Raw genomic sequence first — 21,997 nt, 5'->3', positions numbered from 1 at the left:
TCTCCTTATACCGCAGGCTCAAGCGACTTCAAGCTAGCTTCTGGCGCACGAATGGTCTTGTACGCGTTGAAAGCCATCAGGAACATCCCTGAGAGGAAAATTGCACCGCCGATAAAGCGGACGAAATAGAACGGATATGAGGCCTCTAGTGATTCCACAAAACTGTAGGTGAGGGTGCCGTCAGTATTCACTGCACGCCACATCAAACCTTGCATCACACCAGAAATCCACATTGCCACGATATATAACACCGTACCAATGGTGGCTAGCCAGAAGTGCACGTTAACCAGTGACACGGAGTACATGCGTTCTTGACCAAATAGCTTTGGAATGAGGTGATAAATGGAACCGATAGATACCATCGCAACCCAACCCAAAGCACCAGAGTGTACGTGACCAATAGTCCAGTCGGTGTAATGCGATAGCGCGTTCACTGTCTTAATCGACATCATTGGGCCTTCGAACGTAGACATGCCGTAGAACGACAAAGATACGATCAAGAAGCGCAAGATTGGGTCATAACGCAGTTTATGCCAAGCACCAGACAGGGTCATAATACCGTTGATCATGCCACCCCAAGAAGGAGCAAACAGAATCAGTGACATCACCATACCCACAGACTGGGTCCAGTCAGGCAGTGCTGTATAGTGGAGGTGGTGAGGCCCAGCCCAAATATACAGTGAGATAAGTGCCCAGAAGTGAACGATAGACAGGCGATATGAGTACACTGGACGACCTGCTTGCTTAGGCACAAAGTAATACATCATACCTAGGAAACCAGCCGTCAGTAGGAAACCTACCGCGTTGTGTCCGTACCACCACTGCACCATGGCGTCGACGGCGCCAGCGTAGATAGAGTAGGACTTCATCGGTGAAACGGGGATCGCCATGCTGTTGACAATATGCAGTACAGCAATGGTTAGGATAAAGGCACCGAAGAACCAGTTCGCGACGTAGATATGAGAGGTCTTACGTTTAATTAATGTCCCAAAGAACACAATCGCGTATGCCACCCATACAACAGCGATAGCGAGGTCAATTGGCCACTCTAGCTCTGCGTACTCTTTCGAGGTGGTATATCCCATAGGCAGCGAGATTGCTGCGGCGATAATAATGGCTTGCCAGCCCCAGAAGGTAAACTCTGCTAACTTCCCTCCGAATAACCGTGTTTGACACGTACGTTGTGCAACGTAGTAAGACGTTGCAAACAGCGCACTTGTACCGAATGCGAAGATCACTGCATTAGTATGCAATGGACGCAAACGGCTGTACGTCAAATACGGAATATCAAAGTTCAGCGCAGGCCACACCAACTGAGCGGCAATAAGTACACCTACGGCCATGCCCACGATACCCCACAAAATAGTTGTAAGGGTAAATAAGCGGACAACGCGGTAGTTGTAGTCTTGTTCAAGCTGCTTAACTTGGCTCATATTGCATGCTTCCACTTTTTGGTTAACTACACTCACGTTTGATACGGACGAAGCCTCCGCTCCGTCTTGTTACATACCATCACAAAGTAAATCGCATGTTGCGTACGGTTTTTAACCGCTTTCTTCGCTACGTTGCTATTTCTTTGTAAAAATGGCATTTTCGGTCAGAATCATACTGTAGATATTGGGCGAAAAATAGGGGCTAACCCACACACTCAGTACGGCTTACCTCTCTTTCTTATAAAACTTTGACCTCTGTAACACGGAAAATCCTAACTATGGCAGCAGAAAAGCTAACTAAAGGGCGACTCGCGCAAATACTCGTCATGCTTACACTTTTAGTCTCCGCATTTGTGTGGCGAACCCTTTTTTATTCGCCGGGACTAACCAGTATAGACTGCGACGATGGTAAAGGAGTTTGTGGCACGTCACATTCACCAAAATTGGTTACTTATCAATGGAGACAAGGAAAAGGTAATCTTATATTTTCTTTAATATCAGATAGAAAGCCTCATTCGGCCTATTGGTCAACACAAGGGAAACAAACTCTAGAAATCCCGCAAACGGTGACAGAGACGGACACTGGCTATCAGGTTACTTGGCAATGGAAATCTAAGAACAAGCAAGTTGGTTATGAGGAATTTGTTGTTGTCATTGATCAGTATCAATTTAAATTTAATTACCTAAAAGACACGGAATAATATGCGTGTTAATTCAATTTATAGCTTTTTAAGTCAATTTATTGGTCATAGCGTTCATTATTGTAGGACTTCCTCACCTAAGGTTTAAAAGTCCAAAACAAATGATTGATTATAAATCAATTTTGAGTCATCACTCATAAGGAATGTTGTCATGGATGACAATATTTTGCACTTTTCACCATCTAGCAACGACTCATCATCAGTGTTAATTGTGTGATCCGACTTGAAAATAACTCTGTTAAAGCGCTTCATGCTTTCTGTGTCTAATTTGTATTCAGCGCCAGATCGCTTTTCGGAGTGGATAGCGACAAATACAGGTTCTTGAATACAGACCGCCATCAAGGCACGCCATCCCACTGCAGATAAATAGGCCTCACCATACTCAGGGATCAAAACAGCACCATGAAGAGGACCTATTTGCCGACCGCATTCTTCCAACACTGTCAGGGTTTCACGCTTAGATGGTTGCGTTTCACGAAAGCGAGCACGAGGCTCATCCGCAACAATGTCCAAGCCATTGGATATTCGATGATCGATAATGATAGGGATAAAGCCTTGAGCAGCAAGTTGATGGGACAAAACGGCACCAAGTTTACAGGCCCCACCAAGCAGTGCGATAGGTCGACAGTCCATATTTTTCGTCTATCCATAATAAGGTTGGATTTAGGATACGCGAGATAAGGTGCAATTTCAGCCACCTAAAGCGATGAATTCAGCGCCTAATGTGCGTATCATGACTATCCTTACTCATTAATATGTCATTAAAACATACGGATTGTATGAAAATAGCGACAGCACATACACGATTGAGCGATGCGGACCAAGCGGCACACGCACTCGCTCGTACGTTAAAAGCACGATTAACTGCGCCGCAGCTCTTAATGGTRTACTTTACCGAGCAGTATGACGCCAACCAGCTGCGAGAGACACTCACTGAACTGTTTCCTGACGCCCAAGTGATCGGCTGCTCAACTTGCTGTGGTGTAATGACACAAAGCGGCTATATCGAAGGCCCGTCGATTGCAGTATGGGCGTGCAATGATGAAAAAGGTTGCTATGGTTCAGCTTTGGTGCCGCACGAATCCCATCGACAAGTCGCTGACTCCGCGCGCATCGCCCTAAATCAAGCGATTGAAAACAGTGGCCGATGTGGCGAATTACCAAAACTCATTGCACTCCATAGCACCCCAGGTGAAGAAGAACATACATTGGCCGCGATTCGAGAAGAACTGGGGGTCGCGGTACCGGTGATCGGGGGCTCTGCCGCCGCGGATAGCGTGCAAGGGCAATGGTGTCTTTTCGATAGCCAACGCACTGCAGATACCGGGATCGCAATTAGCGTATTTTATCCGTCCGCAAGAGTCAGCTATTCGTTTCATTCCGGCTACGCAGCTACTCAGCGTAGTGCAACGGTGACCGATGTAAGAGGGCGTCAATTGGTGAGTCTTGATCACCAGCCTGCAGCAGAGGTCTACAAAGCATGGTATGAGGCTGAAACCGGCATCGCCTTCGATACGCAACAACCGGTGTTCACACAATCCACATTGTATCCGTTGGGGACGCAAACCGGCACGATTCATGGTCTACCTTATTACACATTGGCGCATCCAATGGCAGTTAATGAACAAGGCCATTTAGAGCTATTCTCTCAGCTTGAGGTCGGTCAATCGGTGTATCTGATGTCTGGTACCAGCGAAGGATTAGTCGCACGCGCTAGTCGAGTTGTAGAGTCAGCCAATGATCATGCGTTGCGGCAGCCTGAACCCCTAGGGGGATTAGCGATTTACTGTGCAGGATGCATGCTGCATGTCAAAGACAAGCTAGAGCAGGTGGCTCACAATATTAATATTGCGTTATACGATGCGCCTTTCGTTTGTCCGTTTACCTTCGGCGAGCAAGGCTTGTTCAAAGGTGGCGAGTTGTCTCACGGTAATTTAATGATCTCAGCTGTGCTATTTCACAAGGATTAATCATGGCGTCGCAACGACTCACTGCGTCTGCTCGCTCAGACTCAGAATCGCTTCAAGAAACATTGTTTGAACTCAGTCGCGTCGAGGCGAGAGAAAAGCGTCTACGTGAAGAAAACGATGCCATCTTATCTGCGATTTCAGCAATGACAGAAGCGACGACGAAAACGGATATCTTTGCTTCATTATTGGGTGTGATCCGTCGCTATGTCAGTTTTGATAGCGCTTTAGCTTTGAGCCGCAATCGAGAAACGGAAGACGCCTTCCGCTGCCTCGTAGCGACAGACAGTTCTCTGGAAACCGTGACTTGGCAAACGGGGGAGGTATTTCGTCGTTGCGTCCGCGGTGAGACAGTCGCGATTTATAAACCAGGATTGGTCAAAGAGCTGCACTGTTTAACTCACCAGTATGCAGGATATATCAATGGAACAGCACTGATCAGTGGCCTGACTGTTAACGATAGTGAAGTCATGTTGGTCTTGCTGTCGCATCGCCGCGATTCATTCAACGATGAAGCCCAGCAAGTGTTAGACAGATTTCGTCCATTAATCCAACGGACAATTATGGATATCGATTATCGTCACCGCCTGCATACGCTGGTTGGAATCCGTACCCAAGAGCTCAATGCAAGTCGTCAACGGTTTCAAGATTTTGCCCAAACAGCCAGTGATTGGTTTTGGGAATTGGATAATAGCTTTCATCTAACTTACCTTTCTTCACCTTCAACCGATGCGGATATCGATCCGGAAGCGCTACTTAATAAAATCAAATCAGACACGGCGCTTAAAGCACGCTTAGAGCGACTCATCCGTCACGAGAAAGCATTCAGTGATATTGAATGGCATATGCGTGCTGGTACAAATGATTACTGGGTAAGTTTGTCGGGCCGCCCCTTCTATAATAAACGGGGAGAGTTAGTGGGGTATCGCGGCACAGCCAAGGATATTACCACCACCAAGCGTCGTGTCGAAGAACTGCAACAAGCACGCCAACAAGCAGAGCTAGCCAATAATGCGAAGTCGCAATTTTTGGCGGTGATGAGTCATGAAATACGAACCCCATTAAATGCGGTGCTGGGCCTTATTGACGCCCTGCAACATTCTTCGCTCAATGCCGATCAAATGGCGTGGGTAGGGCAGATGGATAAATCGGCTCAGTTGCTCTTAACGCTGATTAGTGATGTGCTTGATCTATCGAAAATTGAATCCAATCGCTTTTCACTGTCTCCCTCCGTTATGCGCCCCAATGACAGTGTCACAAATGTCTATCAGCAATTGGTTGATCGCGCCGATAAAAAACATATCTACTTATCAATGTCGGTTTCATCTGTGGTTCCCGAGACGATTTTTATGGATGAAAATCGCTTTACACAGATCTTACTGAACCTCATCGGTAACGCACTCAAATTTACTGATCGTGGTGGTGTCACCGTGTCTCTTGATGCCGAACAGCACACGCTGGTGCTATGGGTGAAAGATACCGGCATTGGCATCGAAAAAAACCAGCTCGCAAGGATCTTTGATCCCTTTACTCAAGCAGACGGCAGTATCACACGCCGTTTTGGCGGGACGGGATTAGGGCTGTCTATCTGTAAGAAACTGGTTGAAATGATGGGCGGGACCATCAGCGTGCAAAGCGAGCTAAACCAAGGAACAGATTTCTGTGTCCGTTTGCCCATTATTGCGCCTCCCGATGACGCATTACCGCCGGAACAACTAGAAAGGGACGCGTATCATCACGATTTCGTACCGCCGATGACGATTTTAGTGGCCGAAGACAGTCGCGCCAACCAAATGGTGGTGAGACTCATGCTGGAAAAGCAAGGTCATCGAGTCATTCTGGCATCCAACGGTGAAGAAGCTGTTCACCATATTCAGCAACGCCTCGATGATTTTGATTTAGTGCTCATGGATATGTCGATGCCAGTGATGGACGGCATTGCCGCTACCAAGGCCTTACGGATGGCTGGTTTTAACAAGCCAATCATTGCTTTAACAGCCAACGCGATGGATGAAGATCGCCGCCGCTGTATTCAAGCAGGCATGAACGACTTCGTCACCAAACCGGTCAGAGCAGAAAGCCTCCATGCGGTACTCAGTGACTATCAGCCCAGAGTACATACCGAGTAACTCGTGCTAACGATTGCGAGGTCTAATTACAATGAGTTGAATCGGTTTATACCAAGTTGGGATAATCAGATTAAAAGAAGTAGTAACTAGCTATTTTATGGTAAATAGCTAATTACGTTTAATGACATGGATAAAGTAGAGAAGAGCATTGTTAAGCGGTAGATGCCACAATCAACCAAATACATTATTTAACATAATATACATAATGCGCACTTGGGCTTAATGGTTAACACAGAGGCGATGTGTTGATTGTCGCCTCCAACACCCATGTTATTTGAACGAAAACTGGCGCTATTTGAATGATTGATGTGGAAAAACGTTTTTGATGCGCTGCTGTGTGCGACTGTCGATGCTGCGTGACATGACCAATTTCGCCGGCTTAAAACGGTTGCTATACACTTTAACGGTTCCGGTAAACGGATTTCGTTTGGCAATTTCTTGGCAATCATGCAAGAAACCTTTTGGCACTTTGCCTTTGTGACGGACGAGCTGTCCATCTTTAAATGCGATGACAATCAAAGGTCTATCAATCAACATAAACGCGAGGAAAATCGCGAAAGATATAAATAAAAAATAACCCATAATACTGCTCTAACTGCTCCATAGTCAGACTCTTGCTGTGAATGCAATCTGTCCAACGGCTACATATCGAGTAAGTTGCTCAAATCTTTTTTCAATGCATCAACTTGCTTGCTTGCGCTCTCTGTACGGTTTGCCTCGGACAGCAAATACTCGATGGTATCGGATAAGGTCGCGTCTAGCTCATGTGCTTTTTGTGAGAGCCGTTCCCAAACCCGGTAATCCAAATCAATTGATTTTTTACGAGTGTGTTCTTGCTCGGCATTAAAGTGACGCTTTCGCTTGGCACGAATCGCTTGTTTAAGCTTATTATCGAGCGCTGGCGACATGTGCTTTTCAATCCATTGATTGACGCGGGTTGGCTCATGCTCAATCGCCATTAACGCATCGATAGCCGTTTGTATTTCGGAACTATCAATGTATTTTGTGACGGTGTCACCATCTTTCCATTTTTTGACTAGATAGGTCCATTTCCAGCCAGCTTCGAGGTTTTCGAGTTGTTGATATTTCATATGCCCAAGCTTTGATCACGCCGAGTGGTGACAGCGTAACACCAACTGTCAATCTGTTCAATTATCACACATAGTAAAAGCGGCGTATCGATCCCCTGCCCGTCGTTTACCGGTGTGCCCATGCGAGTATGCCTATTCGCCCAGTGTGTTATCCTTTATACTCGTTCCATTCTAATCCTAGTCAGTAATCATAGACATGCATGAAGTTGATTGGCGTGATGCCAAACCACATTATTCTCAGTTTACCCCAGCAATTGCTCAATTTGAGACATTGGAAGCGGCTGAGCTATTCTCACTCCAATCTCGACTTGGTCGCGCGTTCCGGTGGCTAATGACACCAGACTGTCCAACACAGTGCTTAGTCGTCATGTCCTCTGATTTACCGGGCTATCTCTATGCGTACCAGGATGCGTTAACCCAAATTGATGCACGTACCCCCGTGATTGTGGGTGAAAACATCACTGAGACATCACTATTCGGTTTTGCTTATGATGAAAATAAAAACGTTACAGCGTCACAAAAACAATTTGGCTTAATTCATCAAGCTCATAAAGGCGCCATCATTCTTAAAATCGCAGATGTGCTTCAACAACCACGTGTTTGGCTTCGTTTGCGTCAGCTACTCGCCACGGGTCGCTTACCCTGGCAAACAGCACGTGCCGATCAACTGACCACATTGCCCGATGAGTCGCTCAGCGTCCGAGTGATACTGGTGGGCGATCGACAATGGTTAGCAGATTTTGAGACTCATGAACCTGACTTGTACGATGGTATTGCCGCATTCGCGGAGTACGAGCAAGACATTGAAGTCAATGAGAACAAGATTGAAGCCTATCTTGCTTGGCTAAAAGGCATTGCAAATCAGTTAACAGATAAAAGCATCACTGACACTGCCATTGTCCAACTGATGCAAGCGGGAGCGCGAGAAAGCGAAGCCCAGCACCGTATGCCTTTGTGCCCAGTGTGGTATCAGCAGCTGCTTGGCGAAGCACTTATGCATGCTGAAAACCAATTGGACGGGGACGCAATTGCTAAGGCATTAGCAGAGCGCTATCAACGTGCCGCCTACTTACCCGAGCGAGCGATTGAAGACATCCATAAAGGCCAAGTATTTATTGATACTCGCGGTGAACATATTGGCCAAATCAACGGTCTCACTGTCATAGAAGTTCCCGGCCACCCCATGAGCTATGGTGAACCGGCACGTATTTCATGTGTTGTACACTCTGGCGACGGCGACATTGCCGATGTGGAGCGCAAAGCGGAACTCGCGGGTAATATCCATGCCAAAGGCATGATGATTATGCAGGCCTTTGTTAGCGCCGCACTCAATCTTGATGAACCATTGCCCKACTCAGCGTCCATTGTGTTTGAGCAATCTTRTTGTGAGGTCGATGGTGACAGTGCTTCCTTGGCAGAGCTGTGTGCGTTTGTTAGCGCGCTTTCCTTGCAACCTATCAATCAAGCTATTGCAATTACGGGTGCTGTCGACCAGTTTGGACGAGTGCAAGCCGTGGGAGGAATCAATGAAAAAATCGAAGGCTACTATCAAGTTTGTGCGCATCGTGGCTTAACTGGTCAGCAAGGCATTGTATTACCGAAAACAAATCTATCATCGCTCTGCCTACGCCAAGATGTCGTGGATGCAATAAAAGCCGGTCAATTTCATATTTGGGCAGTTGATGATGTCGAACAAGCGCTTCCTATCGTGACTGGGCTCCCATTCTCAGGAGACGAAGGCGAAACATTACTTGGCAAAATTTCTGACAGGATCGATCACTTTCATAATGGTGAAAAACAAACCTGCAACACTTTGTTTAGCCGATTAAAAAACTGGTTGGGCCAGTACTGATCCGAGTTGTTTGGCGTACACGTGTACGCTAATCTGCTCGCAATTGAATAAGGAGCAGTTTAGATATAATGAAACGCCAAAATTCCTATAACCGTGAAGACCTTCTCGCCTCTAGCCAGGGTGAACTATTTGGCCCTGGCAGACCGCAACTCCCCGCGCCTAACATGCTAATGATGGATCGCATTGCTGAAATCACCGAACAAGGTGGAGATTTCGATAAAGGGGTCATCATCGCCGAGCTCGATATTAATCCTGACCTTTGGTTCTTCGATTGCCACTTCCCGGGTGATCCTGTGATGCCGGGTTGTTTAGGTCTTGATGCGATGTGGCAGCTTGTGGGATTCTTTCTTGGCTGGGTTGGTGGCGAAGGTAAAGGACGTGCGCTTGGTGTGGGTGAAGTCAAATTTACCGGCCAAGTACTTCCTACTGCTAAGCAAGTACGCTACGAAATTCACATGAAGCGAGTGATTAACCGCAAGTTGGTGATGGGTGTGGCTGACGGACGCGTGCTTGTCGATGGAAAAGAAATCTATGTCGCCAAAGACCTGAAAGTGGGTTTGTTCCAAGATACATCTGCATTCTAGGCCATACTGTCTCTCCATATTTCTCCAAGCCGGCATCTCGCCGGCTTTTTATTATCCCCGACTCGCTTTAAACAGACTTGTGAATTGAATTTAGTGATTTAGCTTAATGGGAACTCGTTAGGTATGATTTATCTTTGCTTTATATATAAAGTTATAGTGCATCAAGTAGCCAAGAAAAAGGCCTTACCCAAACGATAAGGCCAAAAACATGGTAACAAATGATTACTTCATCATTTCAGATTTATTACTTCTGCCTTCACGCCAGCCACCAAGCCAGTGGCTTCTTGCATCCGTTTGTTGGTAAGGACATATATCAGACGATCGACCGTTGATACCTGCTTGGAAGCCTTTTGACTGTGCACGTTCCAAACGATCTCGCTTCTGTCTTTTCATAGAGTCGCCCTCTTTATTCCATCTTATTCAGTGCTACTTGCTATCGCAAGGATGCTTCTATCCGTGACGTTTTTATGAAGCATCCTCTACAGCTTCGATCATGATTATTTTTTAATCAAGACATATCGCACCAATGACAATGAAATTGTGAGTCGTGCCCAAGCCTATTAGTGACAGCGTCACTATATATCTTGCTGCATGGCCTCTAATTCTTCCCACCGTTCAAAGGCTTGCTCCAATTCTTGCTCGGCTTCCGAGAGTCTTGTGAGCTTTGGCTGAGTAACCTCCTGACTTTTTGAGAAAAATTCAGGATCATWCATTTCTGTTTGTAGGCTGTCTATTTCGGCTTCTAGCGCTTCAAGCAGTGCTGGCAAGGCCTCAAGCTCTCGTTGCAATTTGTAAGATAACTTACGAGGTTTACCTTTAGGTTTTGCCGTCTTTTGTTCCGTATCTTGGGTGTTTTTTACACTCTTGGGGGCGGATTTTGACGGTGTGACCGCTTGCAAAAATTGCTCACGCTGCTGTTGTGCATCATGGTAGCCACCTACAAACTTATTGATGGTTCCATCGCCTTCGAAAATCCAGCTATGTGTTACGGTATTATCAACAAAATGGCGGTCATGGCTAACGAGCAACAAGGTGCCTTGGAATTGCGACAGCAAGTCTTCGAGTAGCTCCAAAGTTTCAATATCAAGGTCATTGGTTGGCTCATCGAGAACCAATAAATTAGCTGGCTTTAAAAAGAGTTTCGCCAGCAATAGCCGGTTCTTTTCACCGCCAGATAGCGCTTTGACCGGTGTTTGAGCGCGTCGGGGATGGAATAAGAAATCTTGTAAATAGCCCATCACATGGCGTTTACGGCCGCCAACGTCTACTTCGGTTTTCCCACCCGCCAAGTTGTCGATCACGGTTTTTTCCGGATCGAGCTTTTCTCGGTATTGGTCAAAATAGGCGACATCTAACTTGGTGCCAACGTGCAAATGGCCACTGTCAGGCTCGAGTTGCTGAAGCATGAGCTTTAATAGCGTACTCTTTCCGCATCCGTTAGGGCCTATCAATGCAATGCGATCGCCTCGCATGACGGTAAAGCTAAAGGGCTTAATCAAGGGTTGCTCTTGATAGGTAAAGCTGATGTTCTCAGCCTCAAAGACAATCTTACCGGAGCGAGATGCATCATCGAGCTGGAGATTCGCGTTACCCTGTAACTCAACCCGACTGGCGCGTTCTTGTCGTAACGCCTTCAACGCACGCACTCGCCCTTCGTTACGCGTTCTTCGCGCCTTGATGCCCTGTCGAATCCACGCTTCTTCTTGCGCGAGTTTCTTATCAAACTCGGCATTTTGCTCCGCTTCAACGCGCAGGGCTTCCTCTTTGCCTTCGAGATACTTGTCGTAATCTCCGGGCCAAGAAGACAGCTTGCCTCGATCGAGATCTAAGATACGCGTTGCCATGGCTCGAATGAAAGAACGGTCGTGAGATATAAAGACAATGGCGCCTTTAAAGTCTTTTAAAAACTGTTCGAGCCACAGGATGGTCGATACATCAAGGTGGTTTGTTGGCTCATCAAGCAACAGAACATCAGGCTCACAGACTAACGCTCTCGCCAGTGCAGCTTTACGTTGCCATCCTCCCGAGAGCGCATTTAATGCGGTGTTGCCGTCTAAACCTAATGCGCCTAATACCACCATAATCTGATTGTCGAAACGCCACGCGTCTGCATGGTCAAGAGCTTCTTGTACACGCGCAAGCGCGGCAATATTGCGATCACTAGGATCGGTTTCGATCGTCGCGATCAACTGGTGGTATTCCTTGAGTTTCGCGCCCGCCTCGGACAACCCTTCGGCGACATAATCGAAGACAGTACCATCGCTGTCGCGCGGCGGATCTTGCTCAAGACGCGAGACTTTTAATTCAGATTGGCGTTGAATCGAGCCATCATCCAGTTGAACTTGACCGTCAAGCACCTTCATCAACGTCGATTTTCCCGCGCCGTTGCGTCCCACCAAACATACGCGTTCGCCCAGCTGTAAAATAAAGTCCGTGTTGTCGAGTAGAGGATTATCGCCGTACGCTAACTGTGCGCCGGTAATTTTAATCAATGCCATGTTCTATTAACCAAGCCTGTAATTGTGTTGAATCGAATGGCCAGCCAAGCTCTGCCCTCACCTGTCCTTCCGGCGTCAGCACGGCAATCACAGGGATAGTGACGCCGTAACGCTCAAATAGCCTATCATCGAAGGCGATATCTTGGGTGTTGAGGGGCGTCTGGCCCCCCAAGGACTGATAGAGTTCATAGGCTTGCTCACAGAGGTGACAGCCTTCCGTGCTGTAGAGCATTAATGCCATATTTAGGCCTCTTGGTGACGAATAATCCAACAGTTATGAATATGAGGATTGCGCGCGAAATCTTCTGGTATCGAGCGCTTAGTTATATTTTCAACGCGTAACCCAGCTTCAGCCAGCGCGTCGGTATCCATTTTGAAATGGCGTTTGTTGTTAGAGAAAATGATCTCACCGTCTGGGCGAAGCCGCTCTTTCAGTGCTAACAAAACATCAACGTGATCGCGCTGAACATCAAACGTCGTGTTCATGCGCTTGGAGTTAGAGAACGTCGGTGGATCAATAAAAATTAAGTCAAACTGGCGATCTGATTGACGGATCCACTGCAAACAATCGGCATTCTCAAATTGATGTTGACGACCCACAATGCCGTTGAGCTTCATATTACGTTCGGCCCACGCCAAATAGGTTTTGGACATGTCGACCGTGGTTGTTGAACGAGCGCCCCCAACCGCCGCGTGGACGGACGCACTGCCAGTGTAGGCAAAAAGGTTTAACACGTCTTTACCCGCCGCTTTCTGGCCAATGAGTTTGCGCGTGGGGCGATGATCGAGGAATAAGCCGGTATCGAGATAGTCGTAAAGGTTCACTTCCAAGGCAACCCCATATTCATGGACCGTCATGGTGCGTTCGCCTGCCGCCAGCTTCTGGTACTGGTTGTTGCCTTTTTGTTTTTCGCGTGTTTTCAGGACAACTTTGTTGACGTCAATTCCGGTCACCACGATCGACGATCGAACCATATCAAGCAAGCGACGACGCGCTTTTTCTGGTTCAATCGTCTTGGGCGCGGCGTACTCTTGAATCACTAGATAGTCACGATAGCGATCAATGGCCGCTTTATAGTCCGGCAAATCCGCATCGTATAGGCGATAGCATTCTAACCCTTCTTTTTTCGCCCATTTATCTAACTTGGCCATGTTTTTACGCAAGCGATTGGCAAAGTCGGGCGCGACATCCGTGCTCCCGTGCGCCTCTTTATCCTGATCGGATCGGGGCTTCTCGCCACGCGCAGTAATGCCGTATGTTTTCATTACACAATCGATCGCACCATTGCGTAACTTAAACTTGTCATCCGCGCGCATCCGCAAACAGCTCAGCAACTCCTCAGAGCCTGAATACAGTGATACCTGATTGCCGACAAAAGCCTGCTTGAGGTGATCGCCGAGTTGGGTATATAGCGCAATCAAACCTGGGGTTGTGCCAAGACGCTCACCATAAGGTGGATTGGAGAGAATATGGCCGCCAGTAAAGTCTTCAGGTGGCGTAACCTGAGTGGCATCGGCAACGTCAAACGTAATCAGTTCGCCAACCCCGGCGCGTTTTGCATTCGCCCTCGCCGTTTCGACCACCCGCGGGTCATTGTCAAAGCCAAAAAAGCGAGTTTGGCACTGACTCACGCCACGTTTTGCTTTAACGCTCGCTTCAGCTTTAATGCTCTTCCAAGCGTCACTGTCAAACCCAAGTAATGATTCAAACCCCCAACGTTTCCGTTTCAAGCCCGGAGCCACGTTCGCCGCGATCATCGCCGCTTCAATCACCAACGTGCCTGAACCGCACATCACATCCATAAACGGTTGTTCAGGCTGCCAACCACAACGTTTTACCAGTGCAGCAGCATGGGTTTCACGCAATGGCGCCGCACCAGCTTGTGTACGATATCCGCGTTGGTGCAAACCACTGCCAACCATATCGATACCGAGCACGCCCTGCTCTTTAGATAAGCGCATGTGAATGCGTAAATCGGGCTGCTCGCGATCGATACTCGGTCGAGGGAAGTTCATTTTTTCAAACTTATCGACGATAGCGTCTTTTACTTTCAGTGCACCGTATTGGCTGTTGCGGATTTCACGGTTAGTCCCGTTAAAGTCGACGGCAATACGCTGACTGGAATGAAAGTAATCCGGCCAATTGATGGCGGTGGCGCCGAGATAGAGATCCATATCATCGCGCACCGTAAACTCACTCAATACCAACACAAAGCGAGAAGCAATACGGCTCCATAAACAACACTGATACAGGGTTGCGTCGTCGGCTTTAAATTTCACGCCTGCGTGAACTTGTTTGAGGTTGGTGGCACCGAGTTGTTCTAGCTCTTGTGCAAGCAAGTGCTCGAGGCCTCGAGCGGTTATCGCGAGATAGTGTTTCATTGGTTCTCTACACCCTTGGGGCGTCATTTATCAAATTGGCGCCGATTATACATCAAACTGAACCTACTCGTGGGATTAAGCCACATCATCCACATTGATTGTTGAAATAATCACCACCGATTTGTTTCTGATAAGAATCAATCCAACCAAGATAACTGTTTCCATCAAGACACAAGTGTATCTGTCCGCAATCAAAGTCTGTTTCCAAATAGAAACACTAGCATAAATCCCTTTCGTGGCAAGAGTTGGCGGCGACTCTATATAGCCATTGGTGAGCATTCACTATGAACAAAACTCACGTAAACAAGGCAATCGTGTTTTTAACTAGACACATTAAATCCCATCAGGCAACAATAACACCTGCAAAAATTGGTATAGACCAGAAGGCGTATTTAAAAGCGTATAGCACGAAAAAATAGGAAGGAAGCGGTAATAGATTGCCGCAATAATGGTGTTTTTTAAGTCAGATTGGCCCCATAGTGGTACGACTTTTCGCACGAATTTTGTTCAATCAGTAGATATAGATCACATTTTAATCGTCAGGCTGTTCGTCAATAGAAACGAATTTAGCCAAAGAAGCGGAGAAAATTCATGAATGATGAACGGCGATTATGAGAGGTAGGAAGCAAATAAAGCGTGGGCTGGTACCAAAAATGGTACTCAGCCCACTAACGCAAATCGACCTTTTCGGTTATTTGTTTGAGGTATGAATTGAGATAACCGGTCGTTCATTACTTTAATCGCACCACAAAACGCCAAGGTTTTATTGTCGCTAAGCTGAAAATCGGCCTCACGAGCGAGCATGCACAATGAAGCCGAGCCTGCGTTTTCTATGATTAGAAATGGCGCCCTATCTCCCGCTTGGCTTTGAAGCTCCACAACCTGCCCACACTCAGGTGCTGAGAGCGATTCAAGCTGAGGGTCAAAAAACCAACTTTTCGGTAAGATAGGTTTGTGGAAGCGATAGGCTGCCACTGCGTTCAAAGCGAGTTCGGCTCGCCGAGGAGCCGACAAATCGAGGCATGACAAAGTATCTGTCATGCTCTGAAAAAGGGATGCGTCCTCTACAGAGAATGGGGACTCAGAGAACGCATCGGGGATGAGGTGTTTGGCACTGATGGCGACGCGAAATAGCATGTCATCGCCCAAATCAAGCATTAGCGATTCCGACTCGGTGTCGAAATACCATGTCCATGCATTGTTAGGTTTTAACATACTCAGCTCCCGCGACGATACATCTAATGGGGTATCTGGCTTTGCCAAACGTGCCACATTCCCGAAGTGTAATGGCTTAAGGGCAAAAAAAAAGGGGAAGAAACCTTCCCCTTTTCGCGTTAAAACCTTTATTTTTTATACAAAATTTTAGTGATGGTTAGATATTGCGTACTAATTGCTTCACTAAGCCCGGACCGTGATAAATCAGTCCAGTGTAAACTTGTACCAGTGCAGCACCCGCTGCCATTTTTTCGCGAGCCGCCATCACCGAATCAACCCCGCCGACCCCAATAATGGGTAAGGTACCCTCTAGGGCTTGGTGAAGACGGCGAATAATCTCGGTACTCTTCAGTTGAACAGGTCGACCACTGAGACCGCCAGCTTCTTGGTAATGTGGCATACCATCAACCAGTGCGCGATCTAAGGTCGTGTTCGTGGCGATCACCCCATCAATCTGATTCCGCACTAATGTTTGCGCAACTTGCTCAATTTCCTCTTCAGTCAGATCAGGAGCTATCTTGACCGCAAGCGGCACATACTTGCCCTGCTCTTCACTCAAGCGTGCTTGTTCCGCTTTCAAGGTGCTCAGCAATTCATCTAGCGCTTCACCGTATTGCAAGCTTCGCAGCCCAGGCGTGTTGGGAGACGAGATATTCACCGCAATGTAATCGGCGTGCGCATATACCTTTTGCATACAAATGACATAGTCATCCGTGCCTTTCTCAATCGGCGTATCTTTGTTTTTGCCGATATTGATACCGAGGATCCCATCAAACCCTTTGGCTTTTTTAACGTTTTCAATCAGCGCATCCACACCCAGATTATTAAAGCCCATGCGATTAATAATCCCTTCTGCATCTTTGATGCGGAACAATCGCGGCTTATCATTTCCTGGTTGTGGCCTTGGCGTCACCGTTCCGACTTCGACAAAGCCAAATCCCATCGCTCCAAACGCTTCTATGCACTCACCATTTTTATCAAGCCCTGCGGCGAGGCCAACGGGGTTTTTGAAGTTGAGTCCCATAACGGTAACAGGACGAGGAGGAAGATGCTGAGAGTAGATAAAACGAAGGGGGGTCGAATGAAAACGGGAAAGCGAGCTGATCGTTAAGTCGTGTGCTTTTTCTGGATCCAATTGAAAGATTGCCGGTCTGGCGAGGCGGTATAGCATTATCCCTCCTAATAAAAAAGCCCCGTTATAAACGGGGCTAGATTATTGCGTTATTACTGCTTTAATTCAAATTTAAAAGCGATAATTCACGCAGCGCAACCGAGAATTTTGCAAATTCATGGACCGAGCCGACTTTGAACTCATCCACAATACTGCGCCAGCGGCCCAGAATCATGGCATGCTCTTCCATCCATGCGTCGAGTCCCGCTTCTGCATCTTGTTTCGGATCCATTTCTGAAACAATACGCGCAGTCAGCAAACGTTGCTGCCAATCCAAATCTTCTCGGAATGAAGCACGCGCCAGAGCCTGCCAGTGGTTGTCGACCGGTTGGTTGTTGATTTGTTTCAAGAACCAATGCAACGATAAATTATCACCCAGCACATAGTATAAGCGTGCCACCAGCTCGAACGGTTTATCTAACTGCTCGGATACTTGCGCCAAGTCTAGGCCCGAGAAGATGCTGGTCAAACGACACACTTTGCTTGCCAACTCATCAGGTACACCCGCTTTGCGTAGTTTCTCCGCCTGATCGTCGTGTTCTTTAATCTCACTGTCGACCAAGTAGCTATCCAGGTTCGCTGCCAAGTTTTGTAACGCGGGACGATAAAACGCCACTTGCGCTTCAATGCTCTCGCCTTTGCGTTTGTTGCGAAGCATCCAGCGGGTTGCGCGACGCAACATGCGACGACAACGGAACAAAATATCGTATTGAACGGACGCACTCACTTGGTTATCCAATGCGCGAACATCATCAAATATCTGTTCAAAACCAAAGATTTCGCGAGCAATCGCATAAGATTTAGCGATGTCACTAACACTGGCACCGGTTTCGTCTTGCATACGGGTGATAAAGTTAAAGCCCATATCATTCGACATTTGGTTCGCCAGCACAGTCGCAATGATCTCACCACGCAGTGGGTGCGACTCCATCTCTTGACGATAGTGACGTTGTAACTCTTTGGGGAAATAACCGGGGAGCAGTTGGCCAAAGTGACTATCTTGCGTCACCTCATCGACCACCAGCTGCTCTTTTAACACCATTTTGCCATATGCAACCAGCACGGCAATTTCTGGACGTGTTAAACCATTTCCTCGTAAGTTACGTTCCGCGAGCGTTTCATCATCAGGTAGATACTCAAGCGCACGATCTAACTTGCCCTCTTTCTCGAGATAATGAATAAAGCGGATCTGCTCTTTGAGCAACGACGCTTGCTGATTGTGCGTGACAGAGATAGATTCACTTTGACTGTAGGCATCTTCCAGCACAATCTCAGAAACATCACTCTCCATTTTCTCCAGCAGTTGATTACGCTTTTTCAAGGTAAGATCGCCGGATGCCACCAAGCCATTCAATAGGATCTTGATGTTGACTTCGTTATCCGAGCAATCAACGCCACCCACATTGTCAATAAAGTCAGTATTAACACGACCACCTTTTAGTGCGTATTCAATACGCCCTAATTGCGTCATACCGAGGTTACCTCCCTCACCGATAATGCGCGCGCCCACTTCCTTGCCGTTAACACGTAATCCGTCATTCGCACGATCACCCACTTCTGTATGGGTCTCGTTTGCGGCTTTCACGTACGTCCCAATCCCGCCATTCCAGAGCAGATCTACTTTGGTTTGCAGGATCTGCTTGATCAAGTCGTTCGGCGCCATGGATTGCTTGCGCGTACCCAATAGCTTTTGGATCTCTGGCGTCAAGGTAATGGATTTCGCGCGACGAGAGAAAACGCCGCCGCCTTTTGAAATCAGCTTGCTGTCATAGTCTTCCCAACTAGAACGAGGCAAGTTGAATAAACGCTCACGTTCTTTCCAACTTTTTGCGGCATCCGGTTCTGGGTCAATAAAGATATGCATATGGTTAAAAGCCGCGACCAAGCGAATATGCTTAGAAAGCAACATGCCATTACCAAATACATCGCCGCCCATGTCACCAATGCCGACACAAGTAAAATCTGTCGTCTGGCAATCGATGTCTATCTCGCGGAAATGGCGTTTTACCGACTCCCAGGCCCCTTTCGCGGTAATGCCCATTTTCTTATGGTCGTAACCATTGGAACCACCAGAGGCAAAGGCATCCCCTAACCAGAAGTTGTATTGTGCTGAGACACTGTTCGCCAAATCAGAGAAGGTTGCCGTGCCTTTATCCGCCGCAACCACCAGATAAGCGTCATCATCATCATGGCGCACCACCTCATTTGGTGGGGTCAGTTCACCCTCGATGATGTTATCCGTAATATCCAACAGACCTTGAATGAAAATACGGTAACAGCGTTGACCTTCTGCAAAGATCTCATCGCGACCGGTAAACTGATGTTGGCGTTTACAGACGAACCCGCCTTTCGCGCCTACCGGCACAATCACGGTGTTTTTCACCTGTTGCGCTTTAACGAGGCCAAGCACCTCGGTACGGAAGTCTTCTTGACGATCTGACCAACGCAAACCACCCCGAGCGACTTTCCCCCCGCGCAGATGCACACCTTCTACATCGGGTGAGTATACGAAGATCTCGTAGGCTGGCACCGGTTGAGGGATCTCTGGAATGTCTGCAGGTTGCAATTTTAACGATAGATACGGCTTATCCAAGCCATTCTCTGGGTCTTTTTGGAAGAAGTTGGTGCGCAATGTCGCCAACATCATTTCCATATAACGACGGATAATCCGATCGTCATCCAGACTTTCCACTTGCTCAAGCGCGTCTTCGATCTGGGCAATCAACTTGTCTTGCGCACGCTGGGTATTCTTCGCCGCCGGATCAAACCGTTTGTTAAACAATTGAACCAGTAAACTCGCCAGATCAGAATGAGACGCTAGCGTCTCTTCAATATATGCCTGACTAAACGGAAAACCGACTTGTCGCATATAACGCGCATAGGCACGAAGGATAGTCACTTCACGACCCGACAGCCCTGCATTCAAGACTAAACGGTTAAACCCATCGTTATCCAACCGTCCGTGCCAAATATCAGCGAAGGCTTGCTGGAAACGATCCCGCGCTTTCGACAAGTTGAAGGCTGAACCGGCACTGTGCAACATCGAGAAGTCGAGAATCCAATAGACGTCACCATGACTGGTTTCGACTTCATAGGGCGATTCACCAATGACACGCAGACCGAGGTTTTCCAACATTGGCATTACATCGGATAAGTGGATCGGCTCGCCTTTTTGGAACAGTTTCAAGCTCACCGCATTCGAGTGATGACTCACCTCTTGTGGACGATAGAACAACATGTCCAGCTTATGGTCGTCACTTAAGCCTTCCAAACGTTCAATATCAGCCACCGCAGAACCAGGCAACATCGCTTCTTTATAGGAACGAGGGAACGCGCGTAGGTAACGCTTCGCGATCGGCGTACCTCGGTTTTCGCCAAAGTTGGCAATCACCGCTTCTTGTAAACGGTCATCCCATGATGAAGCCGCTTCGGTAAGGTTTTGCTCAATCTTTTTCACATCAATATCGAAGTTGTTATTATCGACCCGCACAATGTAATGCGTGCGTGCCAATGGGCTTTCAGAGAAGAAGGTGTTGAACTCAWCATCCTGATCAGAACCAAAGTACTGCTGGAAAATACGTTGCGTCTGACGACGGAATTCCGTGTTGTACCGCTCACGCGTGATATACACCATACATGAGAAGAAGCGGCCAAACGGATCGCGACGGACGAACACACGCAGCATGTCACGGTCTTGCATTTGCACGACGCCCATGCCGACATTACGCATTTCATCTTCGGTCGCTTGGAACAGCTCATCACGCGGATAGTTTTCGAGGATGTTCGCCAGTGCTTTCCACGAATGTGACTCTTGATAGAAGCCGCTGTTATCCAGAATGCGGCGTACTTTATTGCGTAATACCGGAATACTGGAGGTCGATTGGTTATACGCAGATGACGCATACAGCCCCGTAAAGCGGTGCTCACCAATCACATTTCCCTGCGCATCAAATTTTTTGATGCCGATATAGTCAACATAGGCAGGTCGGTGCACACGCGATTTCGCATTGCTTTTGGTCAGTACCAATAGCTCTTTCTTTAATGCCGTTGCACGCGCAGACTCTGGCATTTCCGACAAACGCACCACATTCGGTGATTTGTGCTTTTTGGCCAGACCGAGTGCATCACATTCACTGGAGGCGCGAAGCTCATAGTCACCTTCAACGGCCACAAGGTCAAAACACTTGTAACCCATGAAGGTAAAGTTGTTTTCGGTAATCCAAGTCAGAAATTCAATCGCTTCTTGACGGCGCTCATCATCAAACGGCAGCGCGGCCTCTTTCAGTGATTTCACCAAAGACAGCATTTGCTTGCGCATTGGCTGCCAATCATTCACTACCATCACCACATCGGTCAGCGTTTCATGGAGCTCTTTTTCCAACGCTGCCATTTCAGCATCTTCTGACATCTTATCGATTTCGATGTGGAAAGTGCTTTGGAATTGGCCGTTCTCACCGCTGATCTCAACCACATCACCTTGTTGGTTTTTCAACGCTTTCACAGGCGTGTTTAGCATCAGGTGTGTCGTGATCCCCAATCGATTGAGGGCCATACGGACGGAATCCACCAAAAACGGCGCATCCGGGGCGAGGATTTCGACAATGGTATGGGTTGATTGCCAACCGTTTCCACTGAGGCTGGGGTTAAAGACCTTAACGAATATTTTATCTTGTTCGAATGTGTTGAGGTGGTGCCACATGCTCATCACGGCACCATAGAGATCTGATTCATTGCGTTCCTGCAAATCATTATCAGAAATTTGACCCAATATCCTTTTGGCTAATGCATCGACGAGTGGCTGTTGAGTATCATCCAGTTTATCGGCAATCAGTTGATAAACTTTCTCAAGTAACACCGGTACTATAGGGTCACGCGAGGTCATTCTGGAACTCCGTAGTCCTTTTTTAGACGTTATCTTTGTAGTAAGTACTAGAGGTAAACATTGCGTTAACATACGCACTGCCTAGTGTAAGG

The 21,997-nt window shown here is 47.5% G+C and carries 16 protein-coding genes; 5 read left to right on the top strand and 11 right to left on the bottom strand.

From position 1 onward, the window contains the following. Window positions 1-5 precede the first annotated feature (5 nt). Window positions 6-1,433 (bottom strand): cytochrome-c oxidase, cbb3-type subunit I, encoded by a 1,428-nt coding sequence (gene ccoN / locus BZJ19_RS05135; RefSeq protein WP_069587702.1) that lies wholly within the window; start codon window positions 1,431-1,433, stop codon window positions 6-8. A gap of 278 nt (window positions 1,434-1,711) precedes the next feature. Between ccoN and BZJ19_RS05130 the strand changes: the two genes are divergently transcribed. Continuing rightward, window positions 1,712-2,134 carry a hypothetical protein gene (locus tag BZJ19_RS05130; RefSeq protein WP_077674830.1) on the top strand — a complete coding sequence of 141 codons (423 nt, stop codon included), beginning with the start codon at window positions 1,712-1,714 and terminating at the stop codon, window positions 2,132-2,134. 84 nt (window positions 2,135-2,218) lie between these two features. On the opposite strand, the gene BZJ19_RS05125 is transcribed toward BZJ19_RS05130, so the two are convergent. Continuing rightward, window positions 2,219-2,767, bottom strand: coding sequence for a Rossmann-fold NAD(P)-binding domain-containing protein (locus BZJ19_RS05125; protein WP_069587706.1), 549 nt, complete (start codon window positions 2,765-2,767; stop codon window positions 2,219-2,221). Window positions 2,768-2,913: 146 nt separating this feature from the next. Here BZJ19_RS05125 and BZJ19_RS05120 point away from each other — a divergent pair, with 146 nt between their 5' ends. Together BZJ19_RS05120 and BZJ19_RS05115 are read left to right on the top strand one after the other, a co-directional pair. After that, window positions 2,914-4,104, top strand: coding sequence for an FIST signal transduction protein (locus BZJ19_RS05120; RefSeq protein WP_069587711.1), 1,191 nt, complete (start codon window positions 2,914-2,916; stop codon window positions 4,102-4,104). 2 nt (window positions 4,105-4,106) lie between these two features. After that, the gene (locus BZJ19_RS05115) at window positions 4,107-6,230 is read left to right on the top strand and encodes a hybrid sensor histidine kinase/response regulator (RefSeq protein ID WP_077674829.1); all 2,124 of its coding nucleotides are present in this window, start codon (window positions 4,107-4,109) and stop codon (window positions 6,228-6,230) included. 291 nt (window positions 6,231-6,521) lie between these two features. On the opposite strand, the gene BZJ19_RS05110 is transcribed toward BZJ19_RS05115, so the two are convergent. Continuing rightward, complete coding sequence (locus tag BZJ19_RS05110) at window positions 6,522-6,812, bottom strand: DUF3634 family protein (protein WP_069587715.1); 291 nt, start codon at window positions 6,810-6,812, stop codon at window positions 6,522-6,524. A gap of 59 nt (window positions 6,813-6,871) precedes the next feature. Further along, window positions 6,872-7,321: a macrodomain Ter protein MatP gene (gene matP / locus BZJ19_RS05105; RefSeq protein WP_069587717.1), complete on the bottom strand. Its 450-nt coding sequence runs from the start codon at window positions 7,319-7,321 to the stop codon at window positions 6,872-6,874. A 196-nt stretch (window positions 7,322-7,517) separates the two neighbouring features. Between matP and BZJ19_RS05100 the strand changes: the two genes are divergently transcribed. Further along, on the top strand, window positions 7,518-9,173 hold the full coding sequence (locus BZJ19_RS05100) for an AAA family ATPase (RefSeq protein WP_077674828.1): 1,656 nt from the start codon (window positions 7,518-7,520) through the stop codon (window positions 9,171-9,173). A gap of 68 nt (window positions 9,174-9,241) precedes the next feature. Then, complete coding sequence (gene fabA, locus BZJ19_RS05095; RefSeq protein WP_069587720.1) at window positions 9,242-9,757, top strand: bifunctional 3-hydroxydecanoyl-ACP dehydratase/trans-2-decenoyl-ACP isomerase; 516 nt, start codon at window positions 9,242-9,244, stop codon at window positions 9,755-9,757. A 222-nt stretch (window positions 9,758-9,979) separates the two neighbouring features. Here the strand turns inward: fabA and rmf are convergent, their stop codons facing one another. From rmf to BZJ19_RS05060, 7 genes are all read right to left on the bottom strand, one after another. Continuing rightward, window positions 9,980-10,150: a ribosome modulation factor gene (gene rmf, locus BZJ19_RS05090; RefSeq protein ID WP_077456710.1), complete on the bottom strand. Its 171-nt coding sequence runs from the start codon at window positions 10,148-10,150 to the stop codon at window positions 9,980-9,982. A gap of 182 nt (window positions 10,151-10,332) precedes the next feature. Beyond that, window positions 10,333-12,255, bottom strand: a complete 1,923-nt coding sequence (locus BZJ19_RS05085) for an ABC transporter ATP-binding protein (protein WP_077674827.1) — start codon at window positions 12,253-12,255, stop codon at window positions 10,333-10,335. Further along, window positions 12,242-12,496 carry a glutaredoxin family protein gene (locus BZJ19_RS05080; RefSeq protein WP_069587724.1) on the bottom strand — a complete coding sequence of 85 codons (255 nt, stop codon included), beginning with the start codon at window positions 12,494-12,496 and terminating at the stop codon, window positions 12,242-12,244. Before BZJ19_RS05080 ends, BZJ19_RS05085 begins: the two co-directional genes overlap by 14 nt. Before the next feature lie 2 nt (window positions 12,497-12,498). After that, window positions 12,499-14,637, bottom strand: a complete 2,139-nt coding sequence (gene rlmKL / locus BZJ19_RS05075; protein WP_077674826.1) for a bifunctional 23S rRNA (guanine(2069)-N(7))-methyltransferase RlmK/23S rRNA (guanine(2445)-N(2))-methyltransferase RlmL — start codon at window positions 14,635-14,637, stop codon at window positions 12,499-12,501. Window positions 14,638-15,297: 660 nt separating this feature from the next. Then, window positions 15,298-15,852: a cell division protein ZapC gene (locus BZJ19_RS05070; protein WP_077674825.1), complete on the bottom strand. Its 555-nt coding sequence runs from the start codon at window positions 15,850-15,852 to the stop codon at window positions 15,298-15,300. 157 nt (window positions 15,853-16,009) lie between these two features. Continuing rightward, the gene (gene pyrD, locus BZJ19_RS05065; RefSeq protein ID WP_077674824.1) at window positions 16,010-17,023 is read right to left on the bottom strand and encodes a quinone-dependent dihydroorotate dehydrogenase; all 1,014 of its coding nucleotides are present in this window, start codon (window positions 17,021-17,023) and stop codon (window positions 16,010-16,012) included. 61 nt (window positions 17,024-17,084) lie between these two features. Next, complete coding sequence (locus tag BZJ19_RS05060; protein ID WP_077674823.1) at window positions 17,085-21,905, bottom strand: NAD-glutamate dehydrogenase; 4,821 nt, start codon at window positions 21,903-21,905, stop codon at window positions 17,085-17,087. Window positions 21,906-21,997: the final 92 nt, after the last annotated feature.

The organism is Salinivibrio proteolyticus, assembly GCF_001996165.1.
Lineage (GTDB): Bacteria > Pseudomonadota > Gammaproteobacteria > Enterobacterales > Vibrionaceae > Salinivibrio > Salinivibrio proteolyticus.
Note: the sequence above shows the minus strand (reverse complement) of the source record. Positions and strands in the feature narration are given on the sequence as shown.

What these genes read in the sequence shown, in the direction of transcription:
- BZJ19_RS05125 (WP_069587706.1), bottom strand. Translation starts at nt 2,767, where the DNA reads ATGGACTGTCGACCTATCGCACTGCTTGGTGGGGCCTGTAAACTTGGT.
- BZJ19_RS05080 (WP_069587724.1), bottom strand. Translation starts at nt 12,496, where the DNA reads ATGGCATTAATGCTCTACAGCACGGAAGGCTGTCACCTCTGTGAGCAA.
- fabA (WP_069587720.1), top strand. Translation starts at nt 9,242, where the DNA reads ATGAAACGCCAAAATTCCTATAACCGTGAAGACCTTCTCGCCTCTAGC.
- ccoN (WP_069587702.1), bottom strand. Translation starts at nt 1,433, where the DNA reads ATGAGCCAAGTTAAGCAGCTTGAACAAGACTACAACTACCGCGTTGTC.
- BZJ19_RS05070 (WP_077674825.1), bottom strand. Translation starts at nt 15,852, where the DNA reads ATGTTAAAACCTAACAATGCATGGACATGGTATTTCGACACCGAGTCG.
- pyrD (WP_077674824.1), bottom strand. Translation starts at nt 17,023, where the DNA reads ATGCTATACCGCCTCGCCAGACCGGCAATCTTTCAATTGGATCCAGAA.
- BZJ19_RS05130 (WP_077674830.1), top strand. Translation starts at nt 1,712, where the DNA reads ATGGCAGCAGAAAAGCTAACTAAAGGGCGACTCGCGCAAATACTCGTC.
- rmf (WP_077456710.1), bottom strand. Translation starts at nt 10,150, where the DNA reads ATGAAAAGACAGAAGCGAGATCGTTTGGAACGTGCACAGTCAAAAGGC.
- rlmKL (WP_077674826.1), bottom strand. Translation starts at nt 14,637, where the DNA reads ATGAAACACTATCTCGCGATAACCGCTCGAGGCCTCGAGCACTTGCTT.
- BZJ19_RS05115 (WP_077674829.1), top strand. Translation starts at nt 4,107, where the DNA reads ATGGCGTCGCAACGACTCACTGCGTCTGCTCGCTCAGACTCAGAATCG.
- matP (WP_069587717.1), bottom strand. Translation starts at nt 7,321, where the DNA reads ATGAAATATCAACAACTCGAAAACCTCGAAGCTGGCTGGAAATGGACC.
- BZJ19_RS05110 (WP_069587715.1), bottom strand. Translation starts at nt 6,812, where the DNA reads ATGGGTTATTTTTTATTTATATCTTTCGCGATTTTCCTCGCGTTTATG.